The organism is Streptomyces tibetensis, from assembly GCF_040647715.1.
Lineage (GTDB): Bacteria > Actinomycetota > Actinomycetes > Streptomycetales > Streptomycetaceae > Streptomyces > Streptomyces tibetensis_A.
Genome location: NZ_JBEZCR010000008.1, coordinates 396,899 through 415,991, shown reverse-complemented (window position 1 = coordinate 415,991; position 19,093 = coordinate 396,899). Strand labels below are relative to the sequence as shown.

Below are 19,093 nucleotides of genomic sequence, written 5' to 3'. Positions count from 1 at the left end.
ACGAACTGGAGACAGCATGACTGCGCCGTACGCGCGCTACCGTCGCGCCGCCGCGATCCCGGCCGGGATGGCCGTTGCCACGGCCCTCGCGTTCCTGCCGAACACCGCTGCCTCGGCCACCGAGGACGCCCCGGCCCCCACCGCGGCCGCGGCGACCCCGCTCAGCTACGTCGTCAACGTCAAGCCGGGGCACGGCACTTCGGCGCACGTGAAGACGGCCGTCGCCAAGGCGGGCGGCACGATCGTGACGTCGTACGACCAGATCGGCGTCATCGTCGTCCACTCCTCGAACGCCGACTTCGCCAAGACGATCCGTACGGTGCGCGGCGTGCAGTCGGCGGGGGCCACCCGCACCGCGCCGCTGCCCTCGGCGTCGACGGGTGACCTGGGCGCGCCGAAGGTGCTGAGCGCGGCCGAGGTCGCCGCGGCCGACGCCCCGGCCGGGCAGGACCCGCTGCAGCCCCAGCAGTGGGACCTGCCCGCCATCAAGGCGGACAAGGCGCACCAGAAGACGCTGGGCAGCAAGAAGGTCACGGTCGCCGTGATCGACACCGGCGTGGACGACACCCACCCGGACATAGCGCCCAACTTCGACCGCAAGGCGTCGGTCAACTGCGTGTCGGGCAAGCCGGACACGGCCGACGGGGCCTGGCGGCCGAGCGCCGAGGAGAGCCCGCACGGCACCCACGTCGCCGGTGAGATCGCCGCCGCCAAGAACGGCGTCGGCATGACCGGTGTCGCGCCCGGGGTGAAGGTCTCCGGCATCAAGGTGTCCAACCCGGACGGCTTCTTCTACACGGAGGCCGTGGTCTGCGGCTTCGTGTGGGCCGCCGAGCACGGGGTCGACGTGACGAACAACAGCTATTACACGGACCCCTGGTACTTCAACTGCAAGAACGACCCGGACCAGCGGGCGCTGGTGGACGCCGTCACCCGGGCCTCGCGGTACGCGGAGAAGAAGGGCGCGGTCAACGTCGCCGCGGCCGGCAACGAGAACTACGACCTCGCCTCCGACGAGATCACCGACCCGTCGTCCCCGAACGACAGCACACCGGGCGACCGGGTCGTCGACCCCTCGAAGTGCCTCGACATCCCGACCCAGCTGCCGGGTGTCGTCACGGTCGCCTCGACGGGCGCCAAGGGCATCAAGTCGTCGTTCTCCAACTACGGCCTGGGCACCATAGACATAGCCGCCCCGGGCGGTGACTCGACCAGCTACCAGAAGCCGGAGGCGCCGGCCACGAGCGGCCTCATCCTGGGCACACTGCCCGGCGGCAAGTGGGGCTACATGGCCGGTACGTCGATGGCGTCCCCGCATGTCGCAGGCGTCGCCGCGCTCATCAAGTCGACGCACCCGCACGCCTCTCCGGCCCTGGTGAAGGCCCTGCTGTACGCGGAGGCCGACGCCACGGCGTGCACGGACCCGTACGACATCGACGCCGACGGAAAGGTCGACGCGGTGTGCGAGGGCTCGAAGAACCGGAACGGCTTCTACGGCTGGGGCATCGCGGACGCGCTGGACGCGGTGACCAAGTAGAGCTCGTGTGAAGGTGATCGGGCCGGGCGGGGGCACCCGTCCGGCCCGCTCCACGCCTGCGGCAGGATTCCTTGTCATGGACGTGTACGAGAATCCGGCGACCTGGGCGGCCCGGCCCGTGCGGCCTCAGTGGCAGTTGGCCCTGCGGTTCGCCGGAAGTGTGGTGTGGTTCCCGGTGGTGTGTGTGCTGTGGGCGGCGGTCATGGCCGTGTTCCTCGTCGTCGGCATGTTCGCGGAGGTCGTCACGGCGTTCAGCAACACCCTCGAACGCGGCTACCTCAAAGCCATGAGCTGGACCCTCGACCGCATCGGGAGCCTGGCCTCCTGGTGCGTGTCCTGGCCCGAGCTGCGTCACGAGGGCGACGTCGCGTACTACAGGGCGCGGGTGGACAAGGCCGTGGCGAAGTGGACCGCCCGGGCCTCGGCCCCGGTCGTGCCGAAGAAGCCGAAGCCGCCCGTGGAGTGTGCGATACCCCTGCGGACCTACCGGGGGGTCGGCGGCTGGTACGTCGCCGAGGTCGCCCTCGCGCAGGGGTGGGAGCTGCGGCCGACGGACGAGTACAAGAGGGTGCGGCTGTGGTGGTCGGCCGCACCGAAGCCTTCTTGAGGCCTCTGTGCCGACCTGCCCGGCGGCATCGACGGCCGCTTGAGGCCTCTGTGCCGACCTGCCCGGCGGCATCGACGGCCGCTTGAGGCCTCTGTGCCGACTTGCCCGGCCGTGTGAAGGTTGGTGAAGATCCTGGGGTGACCCTGACACCACCCCCGCCCGCGCCGGCCGGCCGGCAGGAACGCGTGCGGCGTACCGGCGCGGGCCGGGCCGCCGCCGTCCTGGCGCTGGTCGCACTGGCCGCGCTGATCCCGCTGCTCGGCCCGTCGGCCGCGCTGCACGGCACCGGGGAGGCCGAAGCGCCCGGCGCCGGTGGCATCGCGCTGCTGCGCACGGTGCTGTTCGCGGCGTTGTGCATACCCGTCGGCGAACTGTTCGTGAACCGGCTGGCGCGCTCGCTGCCCCTCCCGGACGGGACTCCCCCGGTGCTGCCCCGCAGTTGGGCCCCGCTCGCGGCCGGCGCCGGTTTCCTGGCCGCCCTCGGGCTCGCCGCGGTCGTGGCCACCGGAAATCTCGTGCCGGGCGAGGGGACGGACATCGACGTCGGGGGTCTTTACGCCTCCCGGGACGGCAAGCTCGCCCTGCTGGAGGTCAACGCCTTCTTGCTGGCGGGGCTCTGCGCCGCGTCGCGCCGACCGGTCACACAGGCCTGGCCGCTCGCCGCCGTGGTCGTCGCCGAGGCGCTGCGCGCCCACCCCACGACCGAGCACACCCCGCTGACCGGCGCCGCGCTGACGCTGGTTCACCTGACCTGCGCGGCGCTGTGGGCGGGCGGCCTGCTGCACGTGCTGCGCGTCCTGCGGCCCCGACGCGGCCGGCCCGACGCGGTGGCGGGCGCGGCGCTGCTGGGCCTCTACGCGCGCGTGGCGGTCGTCCTGCTCGCCGCCCTCACCGCGACGGGCGTGTGCAGTTCACTGCGCCGGATGCCGCCGGAGACGATCCTGGAGCAGCTGACCGGGACGGCGTACGGGCGCACGCTGCTCGCCAAGGTGCTGCTCGTGGCGGTCGTCGCCGCCCTCGCGGTGTGGGCCCGGCGACGGCTGCGCCGGGCTGCCGACCCGCTGACCGCGTACGCGCCGGCCCGGGCGGAGGTCGCCGCCCTGGGCCTGGCGGTCGCGGTGTCCGGGGTCCTGACGGCGCTTCCCGTGCCGATCCGCTGGTGACGCCGACGCCCCGATCGCGCCTGCTGCGCGGCCATGATCGTTCTCACCGGATTTCCTGTACCCCGGCTGTTCCGGCCCGGAAGCGTCGTCGGGTCTCCTCCCGTGTCTCCTCGCGTGTCGTGTGCTCTCTAGGTCCACATGCGCGCCGCAGGGGATTGGTGTAGTTCTCGAAGGAGAGACACGCACCACGCTCGGCCCGCCGGCGACGTCCGGACGGCTCGCCCCCGGACTCGTGCACCGTCATGTCCCGCTTCGTACGAGACGGAGGCCGCCGCCATGCAACCCGTCGTCACCGTGGGCCTCGACGGCTCACCAGAGAGCCTCACCGCCGCGCGCTGGGCCGCCGACGAGGCCGAGAAGCGCAAGCTCACCCTGCGGCTGCTGCACGCGTGGCCGATGCTGGTGCCTGAACCGGCCCGCGGGCCCTCGGAAGTCGACCAGAACTACTGGGCGAAGCGTCTGGTCCACACCGCGCAGTCGGAGCTGCAGACACGCCATCCGGGCCTGTCGGTCGTGGGCAGCCTGGTCGCCGAGGACGCCGGAGAGGCCCTGCTGCGGGCGGCATCGGACTCCGAGATGCTCGTGCTCGGCTCGCGGAGGCTGGAGACCTTCTCGAGCTACTTCCTGGGCGACGTCAGCCTCCCGGTCGTGGCACGCGCCGAGCGGCCCGTCGTCGTGGTCCGCACGGCCCCGGGAGAGGAGCACCCGCCTCCGGCAACCGCGAGCCGCGTGGTCGTGGCGGTGGAACCGCGCGGGTCCAGCGACGAATTGCTCGACTTCGCCTTCCACACCGCCGCCGCGCGGGGCGTTCCCCTGCTGGCCGTCCTCGGCCGCAGCGTGCCGCTGCACGCGCGCACCCCCTGGGGTGTGGACCACGACGCCACCGAGGAGATCACGAGGAACGGCCGGAAGGAACTGGGCAAGGCGCTGCGCCCCTGGCAGGAGAAGTACCCGGGGGTGGACGTGTCCGACAGTGTCCGTCTCACGAGCCCCGCCAAGGCCGTCGTGCAGGCCACCGCGGACGCCGGGCTGCTGGTCGTCGGCCGGCGCGTGCACCGGCACACGCACACGGGGCCGCTGCTGAGCCACGTCGCCCACGCCGTCCTCCACCACGGACGCTGCCCCGTGGCTGTCGTCCCCCATACCTGAGTCCGTGGTTGCCGGTCGGATCACTCCGTGAGGGGCAGGCACTCGGCGAGCAGGTCGACGACGTCCCGCCAGGCTCGCTGCGCGTGCCGGGGGTGAAAGCCGACCCCGGGACGCACGGTGTGGTCGACCGGTGGGTGATGGAAGGCGTGCAAGGCGCCGCCGTAGACGACGAGGCGCCAGTCGACGCCCGCAGCCTGCATCTCGGCAGTGAATGCGTCCCGTTGCGCGGGAGGCATGATCGGGTCCTCCGACCCGACCCCGGCCCACACCGGGCAGTGAATGCGCGCCGTCTCGCCTGGTCGGCCCGTGGTCAGTCCGTTGACGGTCGCGATCGCGCGCAGGCCGACGCCGTCGCGCCCGAGTTCCAGCGCGATCGCGCCCCCGGTGCCGTAGCCGACGGCGGCGATCCGGTCCGGGTCGGTCCGCGGCTCGGCGCGGAGCACGTCGAGCGCCGCGTGGCCGATGCCTCGCATCCGGTCGGGGTCGGCGAGCAGCGGCATGCAACGGGCGAGCATCTCCTCGGGGTCGCCCAGATAGCGCCCGCCATGGAGGTCGAAGGCCAGGGCCGCGTATCCCAGCTCGGCGAGCGCATCGGCCCGGCGGCGCTCGACGTCGCTGAGCCCCACCCCCTCGGGCCCGACCAGGACTCCCGGCCGGCGGCCGGCACCGGCCGGGAGCGCGAGATGCCCGATCATCGTCAGGCCGTCGGCCGCGTATGCGATCGTGCGCGTGGTAACGGTCGTCATGGGCCTGGACTGTAGTGATCGCCGAGCCCGGTCGGGCCGGTGTTCTGCCGCCGGCAGAAGGCAAGGCTCCGGCGTCTTCCGGAACCACCCCGTCAGCTGCTCGAAGGTCGGGGAGAACGCCGTGAGCGCACGGCGGCGCGCATCTCGCCGTACGTGGCGGCCGGTGCCCTGCGTGCGTCGAGCGCCCCGAGCGTGCCGACCGTCAGCAGGGTCTGCGCGGCGAGGTACGTCAGCATGATCCAGAAGTCCGGCGCGGGCAGCTGCGGCCACTCGGCCACACCGGTCGCGATGAGCGTGTCGGACAGCAGGAACAGTGCCCCGCCGAGCCCCGCGAAGAGACCCAGCCGGATGCCGGACCGGTACGCCATGGCGGTGAGCAGGAGGCTGTAGCCGGTGACCGGAATGCGCAGGTCCGCGGGCAGGTCCGGCCAGAGCAGCGCCACGGTCGTCACGAGGGCGGCGGCGTAGCCGAGGGCCAGGACGCCCGCACGCGCGCGTGGGACGGCGCCCCGGCTGCCGTACGTCGTGAAGAGCACGAGGTAGCAGACGTGGCCCGCCGCGAAGGAGGCCATGCCCGCGAGGAAGGCCGGCTCGGCGTCCGACAGCAGCAGGACGTCACCGCCCCAGCCGAACAGCAGGGCGGCCAGGAGCGGTCGGGGCGCCTTGCGCAGGGCGGCCCACAGGGCCAGCAGCGGCATCAGCAGGGGCTTGGCGACGGTGTGCCCGGCGTCGGCGCCGGTGGCGAGGCACACGAGGTCGACGGCGCAGGCGAGGCCGAAGGCGGCCAGGAGAAGGCGCGAGGGGGTCACGCCGGCGTGCCCTGCCCGGCCGGGGCGGTCCCGGCACCGGGGGCGACGTCGGCGACCGGCGCTGCCTCGGCGAGGGGCAGGGCCTCGGGGGCCGGGGCGCTCTCGGAAACCAGCCCGCTCCCGGCGACCGGCGGCCTCTCGGTAACCGGCCCACTTGTGGAGATCGACGTGCTCTCAGGCACCGACGTGGTCACGGCGGCCTGGGACGAAGCTGGTGCGGGGCTCGGGGACGGAGCCGGTGCGGGGGCCGCCGGTCCCGGTCCCGGTCCCCAGCCCGGTCCGCGGAACACGCGCCCGGCGCGCTCGCGCCAACTGCGTGCCGCTCGCAGGTCCTTGGCGATGGCCACGTACTCGTGCGTGGCGACCTTGAGCAGGTTGTACGTCGTGATGTTCTTCGTCAGCCCGTACCGGGGCCGCTCGGTCTCCGCGACGAACGACCCGAACAACCGGTCCCAGACGATGAGGATGCCGCCGAAGTTACGGTCCAGGTAGCCGCCCTGGGAGGCGTGGTGGACGCGGTGGTGGGAGGGGGTGTTGAAGACGAACTCGAACCAGCGGGGCATCTTGTCGATGCGCTCGGTGTGGATCCAGAACTGGTAGACGAGGTTCGCCGAGGAGCAGAACGCGAGCGCGGCGGGGTGGACGCCGACGGCGATGAGGGGGACGTAGAACGGCCACACGGTCAGGGATGTCCAGGGCTGGCGCAGCGCGGTGGTGAGGTTGAACTTCCGGCTGGAGTGGTGGACGACGTGACAGGCCCACAGGATGCGGATGACGTGGTGGCCGCGGTGGGACCAGTAGTAGAAGAAGTCCTGCCCGAGCAGCATCAGCGGGACGGTCCACCAGAGCACGGGAACGCGCAGCGGCGTGAGTTCGTACAGGGCCGTGTAGATCGCCAGAATCGGGATCTTCCACACGAAGTCGAAGGCGAGACTGCCGAGCCCCATGCCCACACTCGTAGCGGCGTCCTTCGCCTCGTAGCCCTCCGCGTCCTCGTCGGGATGGAGGCGGTAACTCACCATTTCGACCACGGTGAGCAGCACGAAGGCGGGGATGGACCACAGCACGACATCGGGCAGGTTCGGCATGCAAGCACCGTAGGACCGGAGTCCCGCCCCGGCCAGACGTTGTTACCCACAAGTATTACCGACGGTACGCGCTTGCTTCTTGGCGATCTCCGCCAATCCGGTACGGGGCGAATTCAGACATCGGACGAGGAGACGTCCGGCTGGTCGACTGAGGACCGATCAGACGTACGCCCCTCGAACGGACAGACCGGACAACACGCCTGAGGGGATGTCGGAAGAGGCCGGCCGGCACACCTGACGGACGGCGGTGTCAGTCGCGGCCCGTATCCTCAGTGACCATGCTGGAAGACCTGACGACCGCAGTGTTCTCGGCCACGCCGTGGCCGGCCGCGTATCCCAAGGGATACGCGGTCGTTGACGTGGAGACCACGGGCCTGGCCCGGGACGACCGCATCATCTCCGCGGCGGTCTACCGGCTGGACGAGCGCGGCGAGGTCGAGGACCACTGGTACACGACGGTCAACCCCGAGCGCGACCCGGGGCCGGTGTGGATCCACGGGCTGACGAGCGAGGCGCTCGAGGGGGCGCCCCTCTTCCCTGACATCGCCGAGGAGTTCACCGCCCGGCTGGCCGACAGGGTCCTCGTCGCGCACAACGCCGTCTTCGACTGGCAGATGATCGCCCGGGAGTACGCGCGTGCCGAGCGCGAGGCGCCGGTGCGCCAGCGGCTGTGCACCATCGCGCTCTCCAAGGAACTCGGGCTGCCGTTGCCCAACCACAAGCTGGAGTCCCTCGCGGCGCACTTCGGCGTCGTCCAGCAGCGGGCGCACCACGCCCTGGACGACGCGCGCGTGCTGGCGGAGGCGTTCCGGCCGAGCCTGCGGGCGGCGGCGGCGAACAACGTACGGCTGCCGCTGCACGAGTGCCGGCCGCTGACCGAGTGGACGGACCGTCCCGCCGCGCCCCGCATCGGGCAGCAGGCGGGCCCCGGGGGCTACGGCGGTTACCGGCCCGGCAGTTGGCGCCCGTCCCGCAAGCGCCCCGCCTGCCCCTACCCCAACCCCGGGCGCTACGAGGCGGGCGGGCGGCTCAAGCAGGGCATGCGGGTCGCCTTCTCCGGTGACACCTCCACCGAGCGGGACCTGCTGGAGGACCGGGCGACCGAGGCCGGGCTGCACGTCGCCACGAGCCTGTCCCGTCTGACCAGCCTGCTCGTCACGAACGACCCGGACTCGGGCACCTCCAAGGTCGTCAAGGCCCGGCAGTTCGGCACGCCGGTCGTGGACGAGGCGGCCTTCGGGCAACTCCTCGCGGATGTGGAGCCGGCGCCGGAAGGGTGAGCCGCGTCGCCGGGGTGACACCGCAGGGGTGACCGTACGGACGGGTGATTGCCGGGCGACTCGCCCGGCGCCCGCTCGCTCGCGCGGGGACGACGGCTCACCCTGTGGCGCATGGCGACCTGTGAGGTATGTGGCAATCAGTACGGAATGACCTTCGAGGTGCACGCGCAGGGCGCGGTGCACGTCTTCGACTGCTTCTCCTGCGCGATCCACCGGATGGCCCCCATCTGCGAGCACTGCCGGGTGCAGATCATCGGCCAGGGTGTCGAGGTCGAGGGCCACTGGTACTGCGGCGCCCACTGCGCCCGCGCGGAGGGAAAGGCAGGAATTGTCGACAAGGTCTGAACCCGTACCCGACTGAATGCACCCCACGACCGAGTTGTACGGTCGTGGGGTGTACCGCTTCCTGATGTCCCGGCAGTGGGTGATCCTCACGTTGATCGCCCTGCTCCTCATCCCCACGATGATCAGGCTGGGCATCTGGCAGATGCATCGCTACGAGGAGCGCACCGCCCGGAACCAGCTGGTCACCGACGCGCTGGCGGCCGACCCGGTGCCCGTGGAGCGGCTGACCGCGCCCGGGCACACCGTGACCAGCGCGGAGCGGTACCGCACAGTGACCGCGAAGGGCCGTTTCGACACGGAGGACGAGGTCGTCGTCCGGCGCCGCACCAACTCCGACGACGAGGTCGGCTACCACGTCCTGACCCCGTTCGTCCTGGACGACGGCAAGGTGCTGCTGGTCAACCGGGGCTGGATCCCCTCCGACGGCCCGAGCCAGACGACGTTCCCGCAGGTCCCCGCGCCGCCGAGCGGCGAGATCACCGTCAAGGGTCGGCTGATGCCCGACGAGACGACCGCGGCGAGCGGCATCAAGAACCTCCAGGGCCTGCCGGACCGGCAGATCATGCTGATCAACAGCGAGCAGCAGGCCCGGCGCCTGGACGCCCGCGTGCTCGGCGGCTACATCGCCCAGACCGCCCCCGACCCCAAGGGCGACGTTCCCGAGCTGCTGGGCAACCCCGGCAAGGAGGACGCGGCGCTGAACTACGCGTACGCCGTCCAGTGGTGGCTGTTCTCCGCGGCCGTCCCGGTCGGCTGGGTGGTCCTGGCCCGCCGCGAAGCCCGCGAGCGGGCCCAGGAGGCGGCCGAGGATTCCGACACGACGGAGACCGAGCCGGCTGCGGTGTAGACACCGCCGCCGATCGCGCGAGGCGCGGCCCGACGCCTCGCCCGACGCCCCGCCCGACACCACGGACGACGGCCGCGTGGACATCGGCCGCCCGGCCCCGCACCGGCGGTGGCAGCCGGCCAGGCCACGTCACTCCCCCGGACCCCGCCCTGATTGCCGGGCCGACTTGCCGGGAACCCGCACTGGGTGCCCAGCATCGAGGACTACGCGCTCATCGGCGACGAACAGACCGCGGCCCTGGTCGGTACGGACGGATCCGTCGACTGGTTGTGCCTGCCCCGCTTCGACTCGGCCGCCTGCTTCGCCAGACTGCTCGGCGACGAGGACAACGGCTTCTGGCGCATCGCCCCCGTGGGGGCGGACCGCTGCACCCGGCGCGCCTACCGCCACGACACCCTCGTCCTGGACACCGAGTGGGAGACCGGACAAGGGACGGTCCGGGTCACCGACCTGATGCCCCAACGCGACCGGGCCCCCGACCTGGTCCGTATCGTCGAGGGCCTCGACGGCGAGGTGACGTTGCACAGCGTCCTCAAGCTGCGCTTCGACTACGGCTCGATCGTCCCCTGGGTGCGCAAGGCCGACGGCCACCGCATCGCGGTGGCCGGACCCGACTCGGCCTGGCTGCGCAGCGAGCCGGAGGTGACCAGCTGGGGCGAGGACTTCGGCACGCACGCCGAGTTCACCGTCAAGAAGGGGGAAAAAGTCACCTTCGTCCTGACCTGGCACCCCTCCCACGAGGAGCGCCCGCCGCTCGTCGACCCGCACGACTCTCTGCGCCACAGCGTGGAGGACTGGCGCACCTGGGTGTCGCGCTGCCGCTACAACGGCCCGTACCGGGACGCCGTCGTCCGCTCCCTGATCACCCTCAAGGCACTCACCTACGCCCCCACGGGCGGCATCGTCGCCGCCCCCACCACCTCGCTGCCCGAGGAACCGGGCGGGGTGCGCAACTGGGACTACCGCTACTGCTGGTTGCGCGACTCCACCCTCACCCTGAACGCGCTGCTCGCCGCGGGCTACCAGGCCGAGGCGGAGGCCTGGCGGAACTGGCTGCTACGGGCGGTCGCGGGCGACCCGGCGGACCTGCAGATCATGTACGGCGTGGCGGGCGAGCGCCGGCTGCCCGAGTCCGAGCTGCCGTGGCTGTCCGGCTTCGCCGAGTCAGCCCCCGTACGCATCGGCAACGACGCCGTGAACCAGCTCCAGCTGGACGTCTACGGCGAGGTCATGGACTCCCTGTCCCTGGCCCGCGAGTCGGGCCTCTCCCCGCAGCCGGACGTGTGGGCGCTGCAGACGGCCCTGCTGGACTTCCTGCGCACCCACTGGCAGCAGCCGGACGAGGGACTGTGGGAGGTGCGCGGCGGCCGACGCCAGTTCGTGCACTCGAAGGTGATGGTGTGGGTGGCCGCCGACCGTGCCGTACGCACCCTGGAGCGCCATCCGGAGCTGGACGGCGACCTGGACGGCTGGCGTGCGCTGCGCGACGAGGTGCACGAGGAGGTGTGCGAGAAGGGTTACGACGCGGAACGCAACACCTTCACGCAGTCCTACGGCTCCCGCGAACTGGACGCCGCGCTGTTGCTCATCCCGCGCGTCGGGTTCCTGCCGCCGGACGATCCGAGGGTGATCGGCACGATCGACGCGGTCCGCGAGGAGCTGGCCCACGGCGGCTTCCTGCGCCGCTACAGCACGGACGACGCCGACGTCGACGGACTGCCCGGCGGCGAGGGCGTCTTCCTGGTGTGTTCGTTCTGGCTCGCGGACGCCCTGTACATGACGGGCCGCACGAAGGAGGCCCGGGAGCTGTTCGAGCGGCTGGCGGGGCTCGCCAACGACGTCGGGCTGCTGTCCGAGGAGTTCGACCCGGTGACCGGACGGCATCTCGGCAACTTCCCGCAGGCGTTCAGCCACATCGGGCTGGTGAACACCGCCCTCGCCCTGTTCGGTGAGGACGGGGCAGGATAGGGACCATGGATCTTGGACTGAAGGACCGGGTGTACGTCGTCACCGGGGCCACGCGCGGCCTCGGCAACGCCACCGCGCGTGAGCTCGTCGCGGACGGGGCGAAGGTGGTCGTCTCGGGGCGGGACGAGAAGAGTGTCGCCGAGGCGGCCGCCGAGCTGGGACCGAACGCGGTCGGGGTCGCCGTCGACAACGCCGACCCGGAGGCGGCGGCCCTGCTGATCGCGGCCGCGCGGGAGAACTTCGGCCGTTTCAACGGTGTCCTCGTCAGCGTGGGCGGGCCGCCGGCCGGGTTCGTCGCGGACAACACCGACGAGCAGTGGCAGACGGCGTTCGAGTCGGTGTTCCTCGGTGCGGTGCGGTTGGCCCGCGCCGCCGCGGCCGAGATGGAGGCCGGGGGCGTCATCGGGTTCGTGCTGTCCGGGTCCGTGTACGAGCCGATCCCGGGGCTGACCATCTCGAACGGCCTGCGGCCGGGGCTCGCGGGATTCGCCAAGTCGCTCTCGGACGAGCTGGGGCCGCGGGGCATCCGGGTGGTCGGTGTCCTGCCCGGACGGATCGACACCGACCGGGTACGGCAGTTGGACGCGCTGTCGGCGGATCCCGAGGCGACCCGGGCCGCGTCGGAGTCGCGGATTCCGCTGCGCCGGTACGGGACGCCCGAAGAGTTCGGGCGGGTAGCGGCGTTCTTGTTGTCGCCGGCCGCTTCGTACCTGACCGGTGTGATGGTGCCCGTCGACGGGGGCGCCCGCCACGGGTTCTGACCGTCGCCGTCCGCGGGTCGCGGGGGGCTGGTCGCGCCCACGCGGCAAAGCCGCAGGTCGATCCGGCCCCGCGCCCCTCGGGGCCCGCCCCTGGAGTGCGTCGTCAACTCACTCTTTCCGCGCCGTGCTTGACGGCCCGCAGGCGTACGTCCACCGGAAGCGACTCGAGACCCGCCGACGTCCTCGCGTGGACCAAGGCGCCGCTCGTGAAGTCGGTCAATGCCGTGCCCGGGTCCACGTGGGGCTCCAGTGCGAGACGCACGTGGGCCTCGGGTGCGCTGCGGCGGCCCTTCAGACGGGCGTGGGCCGCGTCCACCCCGTCGACGTGGGCCGACTCCTGGGTGAGGACCTTCTCCAGGGCCCTGCCCCGCACCAGCGCGCCGTCGCCGTCGCCGGTGTCGACGAGGACCTCGGCGAGGCGGCGCCGGCGCAGGACCGCGACGAGCCACCACAGGGCGAGCAGCAGCAGGACCGCGAGGACGGCGATGACGACCGGCCACCACCAGCCGTCGTCACGCCAGCGGGTGCGCTCGGCGTTGCTCAGCAGCACGTCGTGCTTGCTGTCGTGGATCCACCACGAGGGCGCCGAGACGCCGAGGCCGACGGCGAGGACGGAGCCACCCAGCACCAGCAGGATCAGGCCCACCAGGCCGAGGAACAAGCGGTTGACGGTCCTGAGCATCGCTCTCACCCCTTCCGGCCGGGCCGCCGGACCCGCACCGACAGCGAGGGCGGCCGGGACAACCCCAGTCCGCGGACCGCGTCGGTGAGCACGGCGTCCAGATCGGTCTTCACGTCGTCCACCTCCCGGAAGTGCGCCATCGCGCGCACGTCGGCCCGTCTCCGGCGGACCCGCACCTGTGCCGACTGCACGCCGGCCACTTCCATGGCGCGGTCCCGCAGCGCGACGGCGGCGGCTTCCCGGTGCAGTCCGGCACGGACCTCGGTGTGGGTGCGCCGCATCGGGAGCACGGCCCGCAGGCCGGGAGTGGCGGCCAGGATCAGCAGCCACAGGCCGAGGACGGCGGTGATCCCGGCGCCCACGAGCACCCACGTGTCGTCGAGGGGCCGTTCGGCGAGCTGCCGGGCCAACTCCCGCCGCCAGTACATGCCGGGCCGCCCGGCGCGCACGGAGACGATGTCGTAGAGGAACAGCCCGGTCAGGCCCAGGAGCAGCAGGGCGACGATGCCCGCGGGGACGCGGCGCGCCGACCAGAAGCGGCCCTCGCGGCCACCGCCCTCCCCGGGTTCGGCCGATGGCTCGTGGGCGTCCGACGCATCGGACCGGCCGGGTCCGTCGTCGTTCCGCCTCTCCTGCTCGTCGAGGACCGGCAGGCGCTGCGTGGTGCCCTCGGGCGGTTGTTCCCGGCCGTGGGGTTCGCTCATCGCGTCCTCCCCTGTACCGCGCCGGGCCCCGCGACCAGGTGGAGCTGCTCGACGTGGACGACGACCTCCGGCACCTGCATGCCCACCAGGGTTCCCACCCGCTCGACCACGTGGCGACGCACCGTGCGGCAGCGAGCGCCGATGTCGCAGGGGTAGTCGAGGTCGATGTGGACCCGGACGTGGGCGACGTCGTGGTGGACGACGACGGACGCGGAGGGCCGGTCGGCGTCGGGCGGCAGCGTGCCGACCGCCTCACGGGCCGCCTGCGAGGCGATCTTCGCGACGACCCGGTCGGCGATCCGCGTCCCGCCGCGCTCGCCCGGCGGGACGACGCTCAGAGGTCTGTCGAGCTCACCGGCCCCCGTACTCATGGGCGTCACCGCCGCCGTTCGCGTTCACGAGGGCGGAAGAAGTCGCCGAACTCCAGGTCCCCGTCCAGGAACCGGCCGACGACGAAGCCGACGGCGCCCAGCGCCGCCACCAGCACGAAGGCACCGAATCCGCCGAAATATCCGGCGAAGGCCAGCGCCATGCCGGCGATCATGCCGACCACGGCCATGCTCATGCGCTCCTCAGCTCCTCAGCCGCTGTGTCGTTGTCCGATGGCCCGTGCCTCACTGGATCCGGCGCTCCGGTTCCTCTTCCTCCTCGTCCGGCAGCTTCACGTCGCTCACCGCGATGTTGACCTCGACGACCTCCAGGCCGGTCATCCGCTCCACGGCGGTGATGACGTTCTCCCGTACGTCACGGGCCACATCGGCGATCGACACGCCGTACTCGACCACGATCTCCAGGTCGAGGGCCGCCTGCACTTCGCCGACCTCGGCCTTCACGCCGCGCGACACCGACTTGGTGCCGCCGCCGGGCACGCGGTCGCGCACTGCTCCGAACGTGCGGGACATGCCGCTGCCCATGGCGTGCACCCCGTCGACGTCGCGTGCGGCGAGGCCGGCGATCTTCTCCACGACGCCGTCCGCGATGGTCGTCCGGCCGCGGGAACCGGCGTCTCCGCCGCTGCGCTTGGCCAACGGGCTCCTGCGTACCGCCGCGGTCTCGCTCTCCGCACCCCGGTTCTCGGTCATGTCAGTCATCGCCGTACGTCCTTTTCGTCGTCCTTGGACCACCGTAAGCACGGTTACGTGGAAGCGCGCCTCTGATACGGCAGGCTGGAGGAATGACGGCCGACCGATGGGCGCAGACAGTGAGACATCAGCTGGGAATCGGCAGGCTTCTGCCACTGGGTGACGCGCGGGACGGCGCGTGGATCGCGGAGCGGGCAGCGGAGGCGGTGCTGCGGCGTGCGGCGTGGGACACGCCGGGCGTGCGCCTCGACGTGCTCCGGCTCGCCGTCGCCGACGCGGCGGACACCGCCGAACCGGCCGTGCCGGCTCCTCCGAGTGCGCTGCCGCCCGGGCCGCTGAGGGTGACCGCGGAGTTCGCCGCGACGACCTCGCAGTCGCTGCCCGCGACGGCGGCCCTGCTGCGGGAAACGCTGGCGACCGCGGCGAACAGGCGGCTCGGCCTGACGGTGACGGAGGTGGACCTGCGGGTGACGGGGCTGCTGGACGAGGACGAGGAGGCGTCTGCGGCCGCGGGCCTTCCCGAGCCGCCGGGCCCCGCACGGGCCGAGGGAGACGACGAGGCCCGGGTGGCCGCCGCCGCGCTCGGCGTCCAGGGCGTCCTCCATCTGACCGGCACGCTGGGCCACCCCGTTCACATCGAGCTGCTGTTCCCCGAGGGCGCGGCGCTGCCCCACCGCCATGTCCGGCTGGAGCTGGCGGTGAGCTCGGACCGGCGGGCCAGGGACGCGGCCCGGGAGGTCCGGACGGCGGTCAGGCGGACGCTGTCGGATCACCCGACGGTGGCGGTCGTGGTGAGCGCGATCGGCTGACCGCGCTCACGGTCCCGGGCCGGTGGTGCCGCGCGGCCCAAGGCCGGCGGCCTGCCGGCGCGCAGGGCGCCGGTGGACGGGACACCTGCGGCGGACGGCTGGGGTCGGCGCTCTCCCGGCGAGGCTCCCGCCCGGCGCGGCTCAGTCCTCGACGCCCGCGAGGTCCCGCAGCCTTCGGGCCTGGGACTGGCGCTCGGCGGCGCGCTGCTCCTCGTACGTGCGGTCCTGGGCGCCACGCAGCAGCGCCTTGGTCTCGATGACCGCGTCGCGGGGCGCGGCGAGCACGGCCGAGACGAGGTCGCGGACCGTGTCGTCCAGCTGGCCGACGGGCACGGCGAGGTTGGCCAGGCCGGTGGTGACGGCCTCCTCGGCCGTGACGAAGCGTCCGGTCACGCAGATCTCCAGCGCGCGGGCGTATCCGACGAGTCCCACCAGCGGGTGCGTGCCCGTCAGGTCGGGCACGAGTCCGAGGCTGGTCTCGCGCATGGCGAACTGCACGTCGTCGGCGACGACGCGCAGGTCGCAGGCGAGGGCGAGCTGGAAGCCCGCCCCGATGGCATGCCCCTGGACAGCGGCGACGGAGACGATGTCGCTGCGCCGCCACCAGGTGAACGCCTCCTGGTATTCGGCGATGGTCGCGTCCAACTCGGCGTCGGCGCCGCGCGCGAGGTCGATGAACGACGGTTCGCCGTCGAAGCCCTCGGGCGTGAACGCCTGTCGGTCGAGCCCGGCCGAGAAGGACTTGCCCTCGGCCCGCAGCACCACGACGCGGACGGAGCCCGGCAGCTGCCGGCCGGCCTCGGTCAGCGCGCGCCACAGAGCGGGGCTCTGCGCGTTGCGCTTGTCCGGGTTGGTCAGCGTCACCGTGGCGATCGCGTCGTCGACGGTGAGCCGTACGCCGTCCTTGTCGAGTACGGGAACGAGGTCCTTGTCGGGCGAAGCCATGGGACGCCTCCGATGTGTGCGGTCTTACGAGCCCGTTGGACGGCTGCGCCGTCGTGGCAGGCCACGCTTAAGTGACTGCACAGTAACCACCCGGCCGATCAGTCGACCGACCGGGTGGCCACCATCGGAGCCGAGGGGCCACCCGGGGTCAGGCCGTGGCCTTTTTGCCCCGGGTCGCCCCGCCACGCCCTCGCAGCGTGACGCCCGACTCACTGAGCATGCGGTGCACAAAGCCATACGAGCGGCCGGTCTCCTCGGCCAACGCCCGGATGCTCGCACCGGCGTCGTACTTCTTCTTCAGGTCTGCCGCGAGCTTGTCGCGCGCGGCGCCGGTCACCCGGCTGCCCTTCTTCAGAGTCTCGGCCACCCGTGCCTCCTCATGGGAAGTGCGCTCTGGTCTCCTCATGATCACCCCTCCGGGCCTTCCTGGCCACCCATTCGGCAAGGTCCGTGAGACAAGGTTGTGACGACGGGAGCACATCCCCACATGCGGAATGCGGAATTCCGAAGCGTGATGTCCGTACGGCCGAACGGATCGTTCCGGAAAGGCCCAGGTCAGAATGGCGGCGCGGCCGAGCCCGGAAGGATTGGGGGCTCGGCCGCGAAATCGATGTAGGACACACCTCGGTACGAGGAGATCTCACACAGATGATGGATCACCGCTAGGCCGAATGATCCATACGCCGTTGATCACGCATTCGATCACGCGGCGGTGCCGCTCTAGGCCAGGGCGACGAGATCCGCGTAGTCGGCGCCCCACAGGTCCTCGACGCCGTCCGGCAGCAGGATGATCCGCTCCGGCTGGAGCGCCTCGACCGCGCCCTCGTCGTGCGTGACGAGGACGACCGCGCCCTTGTAGGTGCGCAGCGCGCCGAGGATCTCCTCGCGGCTGGCGGGGTCGAGGTTGTTGGTCGGCTCGTCGAGGAGCAGCACGTTCGCCGAGGACACCACGAGGGTGGCGAGGGCCAGGCGGGTCTTCTCGCCGCCGGAGAGGACCCCGGCCGGCTTGTCGACGTCGTCGCCGGAGAACAGGAACGAGCCGAGCGTCTTGCGGACCTCCACCAGGTCCAGGTCGGGGGCGGCCGAGCGCATGTTCTCCAGGACCGTGCGCTCCGGGTCGAGCGTCTCGTGCTCCTGCGCGTAGTAGCCGAGCTTGAGGCCATGGCCCTGGATGACCTGGCCGGTGTCGGGCTTCTCGGCGCCGCCGAGGAGGCGGAGCAGGGTCGTCTTGCCCGCGCCGTTCAAACCGAGGATGACGACGCGCGAGCCCTTGTCGATGGCCAGGTCGACATCGGTGAAGATCTCCAGCGAGCCGTAGGACTTCGACAGGCCCTCGGCCATGAGCGGGGTCTTGCCGCACGGGGAGGGCTCGGGGAAGCGCAGCTTGGCGACCTTGTCGGACTTCCGCTCGGCCTCCAGGCCGGCCAGCAGCTTGTCGGCCCGGCGGGCCATGTTCTGCGCGGCGACGGTCTTGGTGGCCTTGGCCCGCATCTTGTCGGCCTGGGAGTGCAGTGCGGAGGCCTTCTTCTCGGCGTTCTGCCGCTCGCGCTTGCGGCGCTTCTCGTCGGCCTCGCGCTGCTGTTGGTAGAGCTTCCAGCCCATGTTGTAGATGTCGATCTGGGCGCGGTTGGCGTCCAGGTAGAACACCTTGTTGACGACCGTCTCGACGAGGTCCTCGTCGTGGGAGATCACGACGAAGCCGCCGCGGTAGGTCTTGAGGTAGTCCCGCAGCCAGACGATCGAGTCGGCGTCGAGGTGGTTCGTGGGCTCGTCGAGCAGCAGGGTGTCCGCGTCGGAGAAGAGGATCCGGGCCAGCTCGATACGGCGGCGCTGTCCACCGGACAGGGTGTGCAGGGGCTGGCCGAGCACGCGGTCGGGCAGGTTGAGCGCGGCGGCGATGGTGGCGGCCTCGGCCTCGGCGGCGTACCCGCCCTTGGTGAGGAACTCGGTCTCCTGGCGCTCGTACTGCTTGAGGGCCTTCTCGCGGGTGGCGCCCTGGCCGTTGGCGATGCGCTGTTCGTTCTCGCGCATCTTGCGGAGCAGCACGTCCAGGCCGCGCGCGGACAGGATGCGGTCGCGGGCGAGGACGTCGAGGTCGCCGGTGCGGGGGTCCTGCGGGAGGTAGCCGACCTCGCCGGAGCGGGTGATGGTGCCGCCGGCGGGGATGCCGTCGCCGGCGAGGCACTTGGTGAGGGTGGTCTTCCCCGCGCCGTTGCGGCCGACCAGCCCGATGCGGTCGCCCTTGGCGATGCGGAACGAGGCGTTTTCGATGAGGACGCGGGCACCGGCGCGCAGCTCGATACCGGAAGCGGAGATCACGGACAGACTCCAGGGCGGATACGGGGGCGGGATGGACGGATCAGGGGGTGCCGTGCCGCGCGTAGCACGCCGTTGGAAGGGCGGTGGCGGGCGACGGGCGGGCGTTCCCGCCGTCTAATGCGCGAGGAGAATGGCCATGGAGGACAGTCTAACGGGGACGTGCAACCACTTTTTCTGTGTGCGGGTGTTCGATCACCGGCGGCCGGACGGGGGAGCTTTGTCGGTGGCCGGTGGAACACTGAGGGGGACAGC

21 protein-coding genes are annotated in these 19,093 nt (G+C 72.0%); 10 read left to right on the top strand and 11 right to left on the bottom strand.

The features are described 5' to 3' along the window. Window positions 1–16 precede the first annotated feature (16 nt). The 4 genes from AB0B29_RS23475 to AB0B29_RS23460 all read left to right on the top strand — a co-directional run bounded on the left by AB0B29_RS23475 (window position 17) and on the right by AB0B29_RS23460 (window position 4,456). On the top strand, window positions 17–1,537 hold the full coding sequence (locus tag AB0B29_RS23475) for a S8 family serine peptidase (RefSeq protein ID WP_362242968.1): 1,521 nt from the start codon (window positions 17–19) through the stop codon (window positions 1,535–1,537). 76 nt (window positions 1,538–1,613) lie between these two features. After that, a complete protein-coding gene (locus AB0B29_RS23470) occupies window positions 1,614–2,144 on the top strand; it encodes a hypothetical protein (protein WP_362242966.1) in 531 nt (176 codons plus the stop codon). Window positions 2,145–2,287: 143 nt separating this feature from the next. Further along, on the top strand, window positions 2,288–3,307 hold the full coding sequence (locus AB0B29_RS23465) for a CopD family protein (RefSeq protein ID WP_362243088.1): 1,020 nt from the start codon (window positions 2,288–2,290) through the stop codon (window positions 3,305–3,307). A 276-nt stretch (window positions 3,308–3,583) separates the two neighbouring features. Beyond that, entirely contained in the window at window positions 3,584–4,456 is an 873-nt protein-coding gene (locus AB0B29_RS23460) for a universal stress protein (RefSeq protein ID WP_362242963.1), read from the top strand. Window positions 4,457–4,476: 20 nt separating this feature from the next. On the opposite strand, the gene AB0B29_RS23455 is transcribed toward AB0B29_RS23460, so the two are convergent. The 3 genes from AB0B29_RS23455 to AB0B29_RS23445 form a co-directional block, all read right to left on the bottom strand. Further along, the gene (locus tag AB0B29_RS23455) at window positions 4,477–5,202 is read right to left on the bottom strand and encodes a dienelactone hydrolase family protein (protein WP_362242960.1); all 726 of its coding nucleotides are present in this window, start codon (window positions 5,200–5,202) and stop codon (window positions 4,477–4,479) included. Between the two features lie 92 nt (window positions 5,203–5,294). Then, on the bottom strand, window positions 5,295–6,011 hold the full coding sequence (locus AB0B29_RS23450) for a lysoplasmalogenase (protein WP_362242957.1): 717 nt from the start codon (window positions 6,009–6,011) through the stop codon (window positions 5,295–5,297). After that, complete coding sequence (locus AB0B29_RS23445; protein WP_362242954.1) at window positions 6,008–7,099, bottom strand: sterol desaturase family protein; 1,092 nt, start codon at window positions 7,097–7,099, stop codon at window positions 6,008–6,010. The genes AB0B29_RS23450 and AB0B29_RS23445 overlap by 4 nt, the downstream gene beginning before the upstream one ends. A 278-nt stretch (window positions 7,100–7,377) precedes the next feature. On the opposite strand from AB0B29_RS23445, the gene AB0B29_RS23440 reads away from it, so the two are divergent. From AB0B29_RS23440 to AB0B29_RS23420, 5 genes are all read left to right on the top strand, one after another. Continuing rightward, on the top strand, window positions 7,378–8,379 hold the full coding sequence (locus AB0B29_RS23440; RefSeq protein ID WP_362242951.1) for a DEDDh family exonuclease: 1,002 nt from the start codon (window positions 7,378–7,380) through the stop codon (window positions 8,377–8,379). Window positions 8,380–8,490: 111 nt separating this feature from the next. Then, a complete protein-coding gene (locus AB0B29_RS23435) occupies window positions 8,491–8,724 on the top strand; it encodes a hypothetical protein (RefSeq protein WP_078615365.1) in 234 nt (77 codons plus the stop codon). A 49-nt stretch (window positions 8,725–8,773) separates the two neighbouring features. Next, entirely contained in the window at window positions 8,774–9,571 is a 798-nt protein-coding gene (locus AB0B29_RS23430) for an SURF1 family cytochrome oxidase biogenesis protein (protein ID WP_362242948.1), read from the top strand. A gap of 186 nt (window positions 9,572–9,757) precedes the next feature. Next, entirely contained in the window at window positions 9,758–11,539 is a 1,782-nt protein-coding gene (locus AB0B29_RS23425; protein WP_362242945.1) for a glycoside hydrolase family 15 protein, read from the top strand. A 5-nt stretch (window positions 11,540–11,544) separates the two neighbouring features. Then, the gene (locus AB0B29_RS23420; protein WP_362242942.1) at window positions 11,545–12,300 is read left to right on the top strand and encodes an SDR family oxidoreductase; all 756 of its coding nucleotides are present in this window, start codon (window positions 11,545–11,547) and stop codon (window positions 12,298–12,300) included. Window positions 12,301–12,403: 103 nt separating this feature from the next. Here AB0B29_RS23420 and amaP read toward each other — a convergent pair whose 3' ends face one another. The 5 genes from amaP to AB0B29_RS23395 are packed head-to-tail and all read right to left on the bottom strand — an operon-like array spanning window position 12,404 to window position 14,777. Then, window positions 12,404–12,982, bottom strand: a complete 579-nt coding sequence (amaP, locus tag AB0B29_RS23415) for an alkaline shock response membrane anchor protein AmaP (RefSeq protein WP_362242939.1) — start codon at window positions 12,980–12,982, stop codon at window positions 12,404–12,406. A gap of 5 nt (window positions 12,983–12,987) precedes the next feature. After that, window positions 12,988–13,686, bottom strand: a complete 699-nt coding sequence (locus AB0B29_RS23410; RefSeq protein ID WP_362242936.1) for a DUF6286 domain-containing protein — start codon at window positions 13,684–13,686, stop codon at window positions 12,988–12,990. Then, entirely contained in the window at window positions 13,683–14,057 is a 375-nt protein-coding gene (locus AB0B29_RS23405) for a hypothetical protein (RefSeq protein ID WP_362242933.1), read from the bottom strand. The genes AB0B29_RS23410 and AB0B29_RS23405 overlap by 4 nt, the downstream gene beginning before the upstream one ends. Window positions 14,058–14,062: 5 nt before the next feature. Then, window positions 14,063–14,251: a hypothetical protein gene (locus tag AB0B29_RS23400; RefSeq protein ID WP_362242930.1), complete on the bottom strand. Its 189-nt coding sequence runs from the start codon at window positions 14,249–14,251 to the stop codon at window positions 14,063–14,065. Between the two features lie 49 nt (window positions 14,252–14,300). After that, complete coding sequence (locus tag AB0B29_RS23395) at window positions 14,301–14,777, bottom strand: Asp23/Gls24 family envelope stress response protein (protein ID WP_362242928.1); 477 nt, start codon at window positions 14,775–14,777, stop codon at window positions 14,301–14,303. A gap of 83 nt (window positions 14,778–14,860) precedes the next feature. Between AB0B29_RS23395 and AB0B29_RS23390 the strand changes: the two genes are divergently transcribed. Continuing rightward, window positions 14,861–15,577 (top strand): nucleopolyhedrovirus P10 family protein, encoded by a 717-nt coding sequence (locus AB0B29_RS23390; RefSeq protein ID WP_362242926.1) that lies wholly within the window; start codon window positions 14,861–14,863, stop codon window positions 15,575–15,577. A 141-nt stretch (window positions 15,578–15,718) separates the two neighbouring features. Here the strand turns inward: AB0B29_RS23390 and AB0B29_RS23385 are convergent, their stop codons facing one another. The 3 genes from AB0B29_RS23385 to AB0B29_RS23375 form a co-directional block, all read right to left on the bottom strand. Continuing rightward, window positions 15,719–16,522 carry an enoyl-CoA hydratase/isomerase family protein gene (locus tag AB0B29_RS23385; RefSeq protein ID WP_362242923.1) on the bottom strand — a complete coding sequence of 268 codons (804 nt, stop codon included), beginning with the start codon at window positions 16,520–16,522 and terminating at the stop codon, window positions 15,719–15,721. 148 nt (window positions 16,523–16,670) lie between these two features. Further along, a complete protein-coding gene (locus tag AB0B29_RS23380; RefSeq protein WP_010037790.1) occupies window positions 16,671–16,889 on the bottom strand; it encodes a helix-turn-helix domain-containing protein in 219 nt (72 codons plus the stop codon). A gap of 353 nt (window positions 16,890–17,242) precedes the next feature. After that, window positions 17,243–18,841, bottom strand: coding sequence for an ABC-F family ATP-binding cassette domain-containing protein (locus AB0B29_RS23375; protein ID WP_362242920.1), 1,599 nt, complete (start codon window positions 18,839–18,841; stop codon window positions 17,243–17,245). Between the last annotated feature and the right edge of the window lie 252 nt (window positions 18,842–19,093).

Bases quoted from the DNA above. Each gene is read 5' to 3' on its own strand.
- AB0B29_RS23475 (WP_362242968.1), top strand. From the start codon at position 17: ATGACTGCGCCGTACGCGCGCTACCGTCGCGCCGCCGCGATCCCGGCC.
- AB0B29_RS23470 (WP_362242966.1), top strand. From the start codon at position 1,614: ATGGACGTGTACGAGAATCCGGCGACCTGGGCGGCCCGGCCCGTGCGG.
- AB0B29_RS23460 (WP_362242963.1), top strand. From the start codon at position 3,584: ATGCAACCCGTCGTCACCGTGGGCCTCGACGGCTCACCAGAGAGCCTC.
- AB0B29_RS23455 (WP_362242960.1), bottom strand. From the start codon at position 5,202: ATGACGACCGTTACCACGCGCACGATCGCATACGCGGCCGACGGCCTG.
- AB0B29_RS23445 (WP_362242954.1), bottom strand. From the start codon at position 7,099: ATGCCGAACCTGCCCGATGTCGTGCTGTGGTCCATCCCCGCCTTCGTG.
- AB0B29_RS23440 (WP_362242951.1), top strand. From the start codon at position 7,378: ATGCTGGAAGACCTGACGACCGCAGTGTTCTCGGCCACGCCGTGGCCG.
- AB0B29_RS23435 (WP_078615365.1), top strand. From the start codon at position 8,491: ATGGCGACCTGTGAGGTATGTGGCAATCAGTACGGAATGACCTTCGAG.
- AB0B29_RS23420 (WP_362242942.1), top strand. From the start codon at position 11,545: ATGGATCTTGGACTGAAGGACCGGGTGTACGTCGTCACCGGGGCCACG.
- amaP (WP_362242939.1), bottom strand. From the start codon at position 12,982: ATGCTCAGGACCGTCAACCGCTTGTTCCTCGGCCTGGTGGGCCTGATC.
- AB0B29_RS23410 (WP_362242936.1), bottom strand. From the start codon at position 13,686: ATGAGCGAACCCCACGGCCGGGAACAACCGCCCGAGGGCACCACGCAG.
- AB0B29_RS23405 (WP_362242933.1), bottom strand. From the start codon at position 14,057: ATGAGTACGGGGGCCGGTGAGCTCGACAGACCTCTGAGCGTCGTCCCG.
- AB0B29_RS23400 (WP_362242930.1), bottom strand. From the start codon at position 14,251: ATGAGCATGGCCGTGGTCGGCATGATCGCCGGCATGGCGCTGGCCTTC.
- AB0B29_RS23395 (WP_362242928.1), bottom strand. From the start codon at position 14,777: ATGACTGACATGACCGAGAACCGGGGTGCGGAGAGCGAGACCGCGGCG.
- AB0B29_RS23390 (WP_362242926.1), top strand. From the start codon at position 14,861: ATGACGGCCGACCGATGGGCGCAGACAGTGAGACATCAGCTGGGAATC.
- AB0B29_RS23385 (WP_362242923.1), bottom strand. From the start codon at position 16,522: ATGGCTTCGCCCGACAAGGACCTCGTTCCCGTACTCGACAAGGACGGC.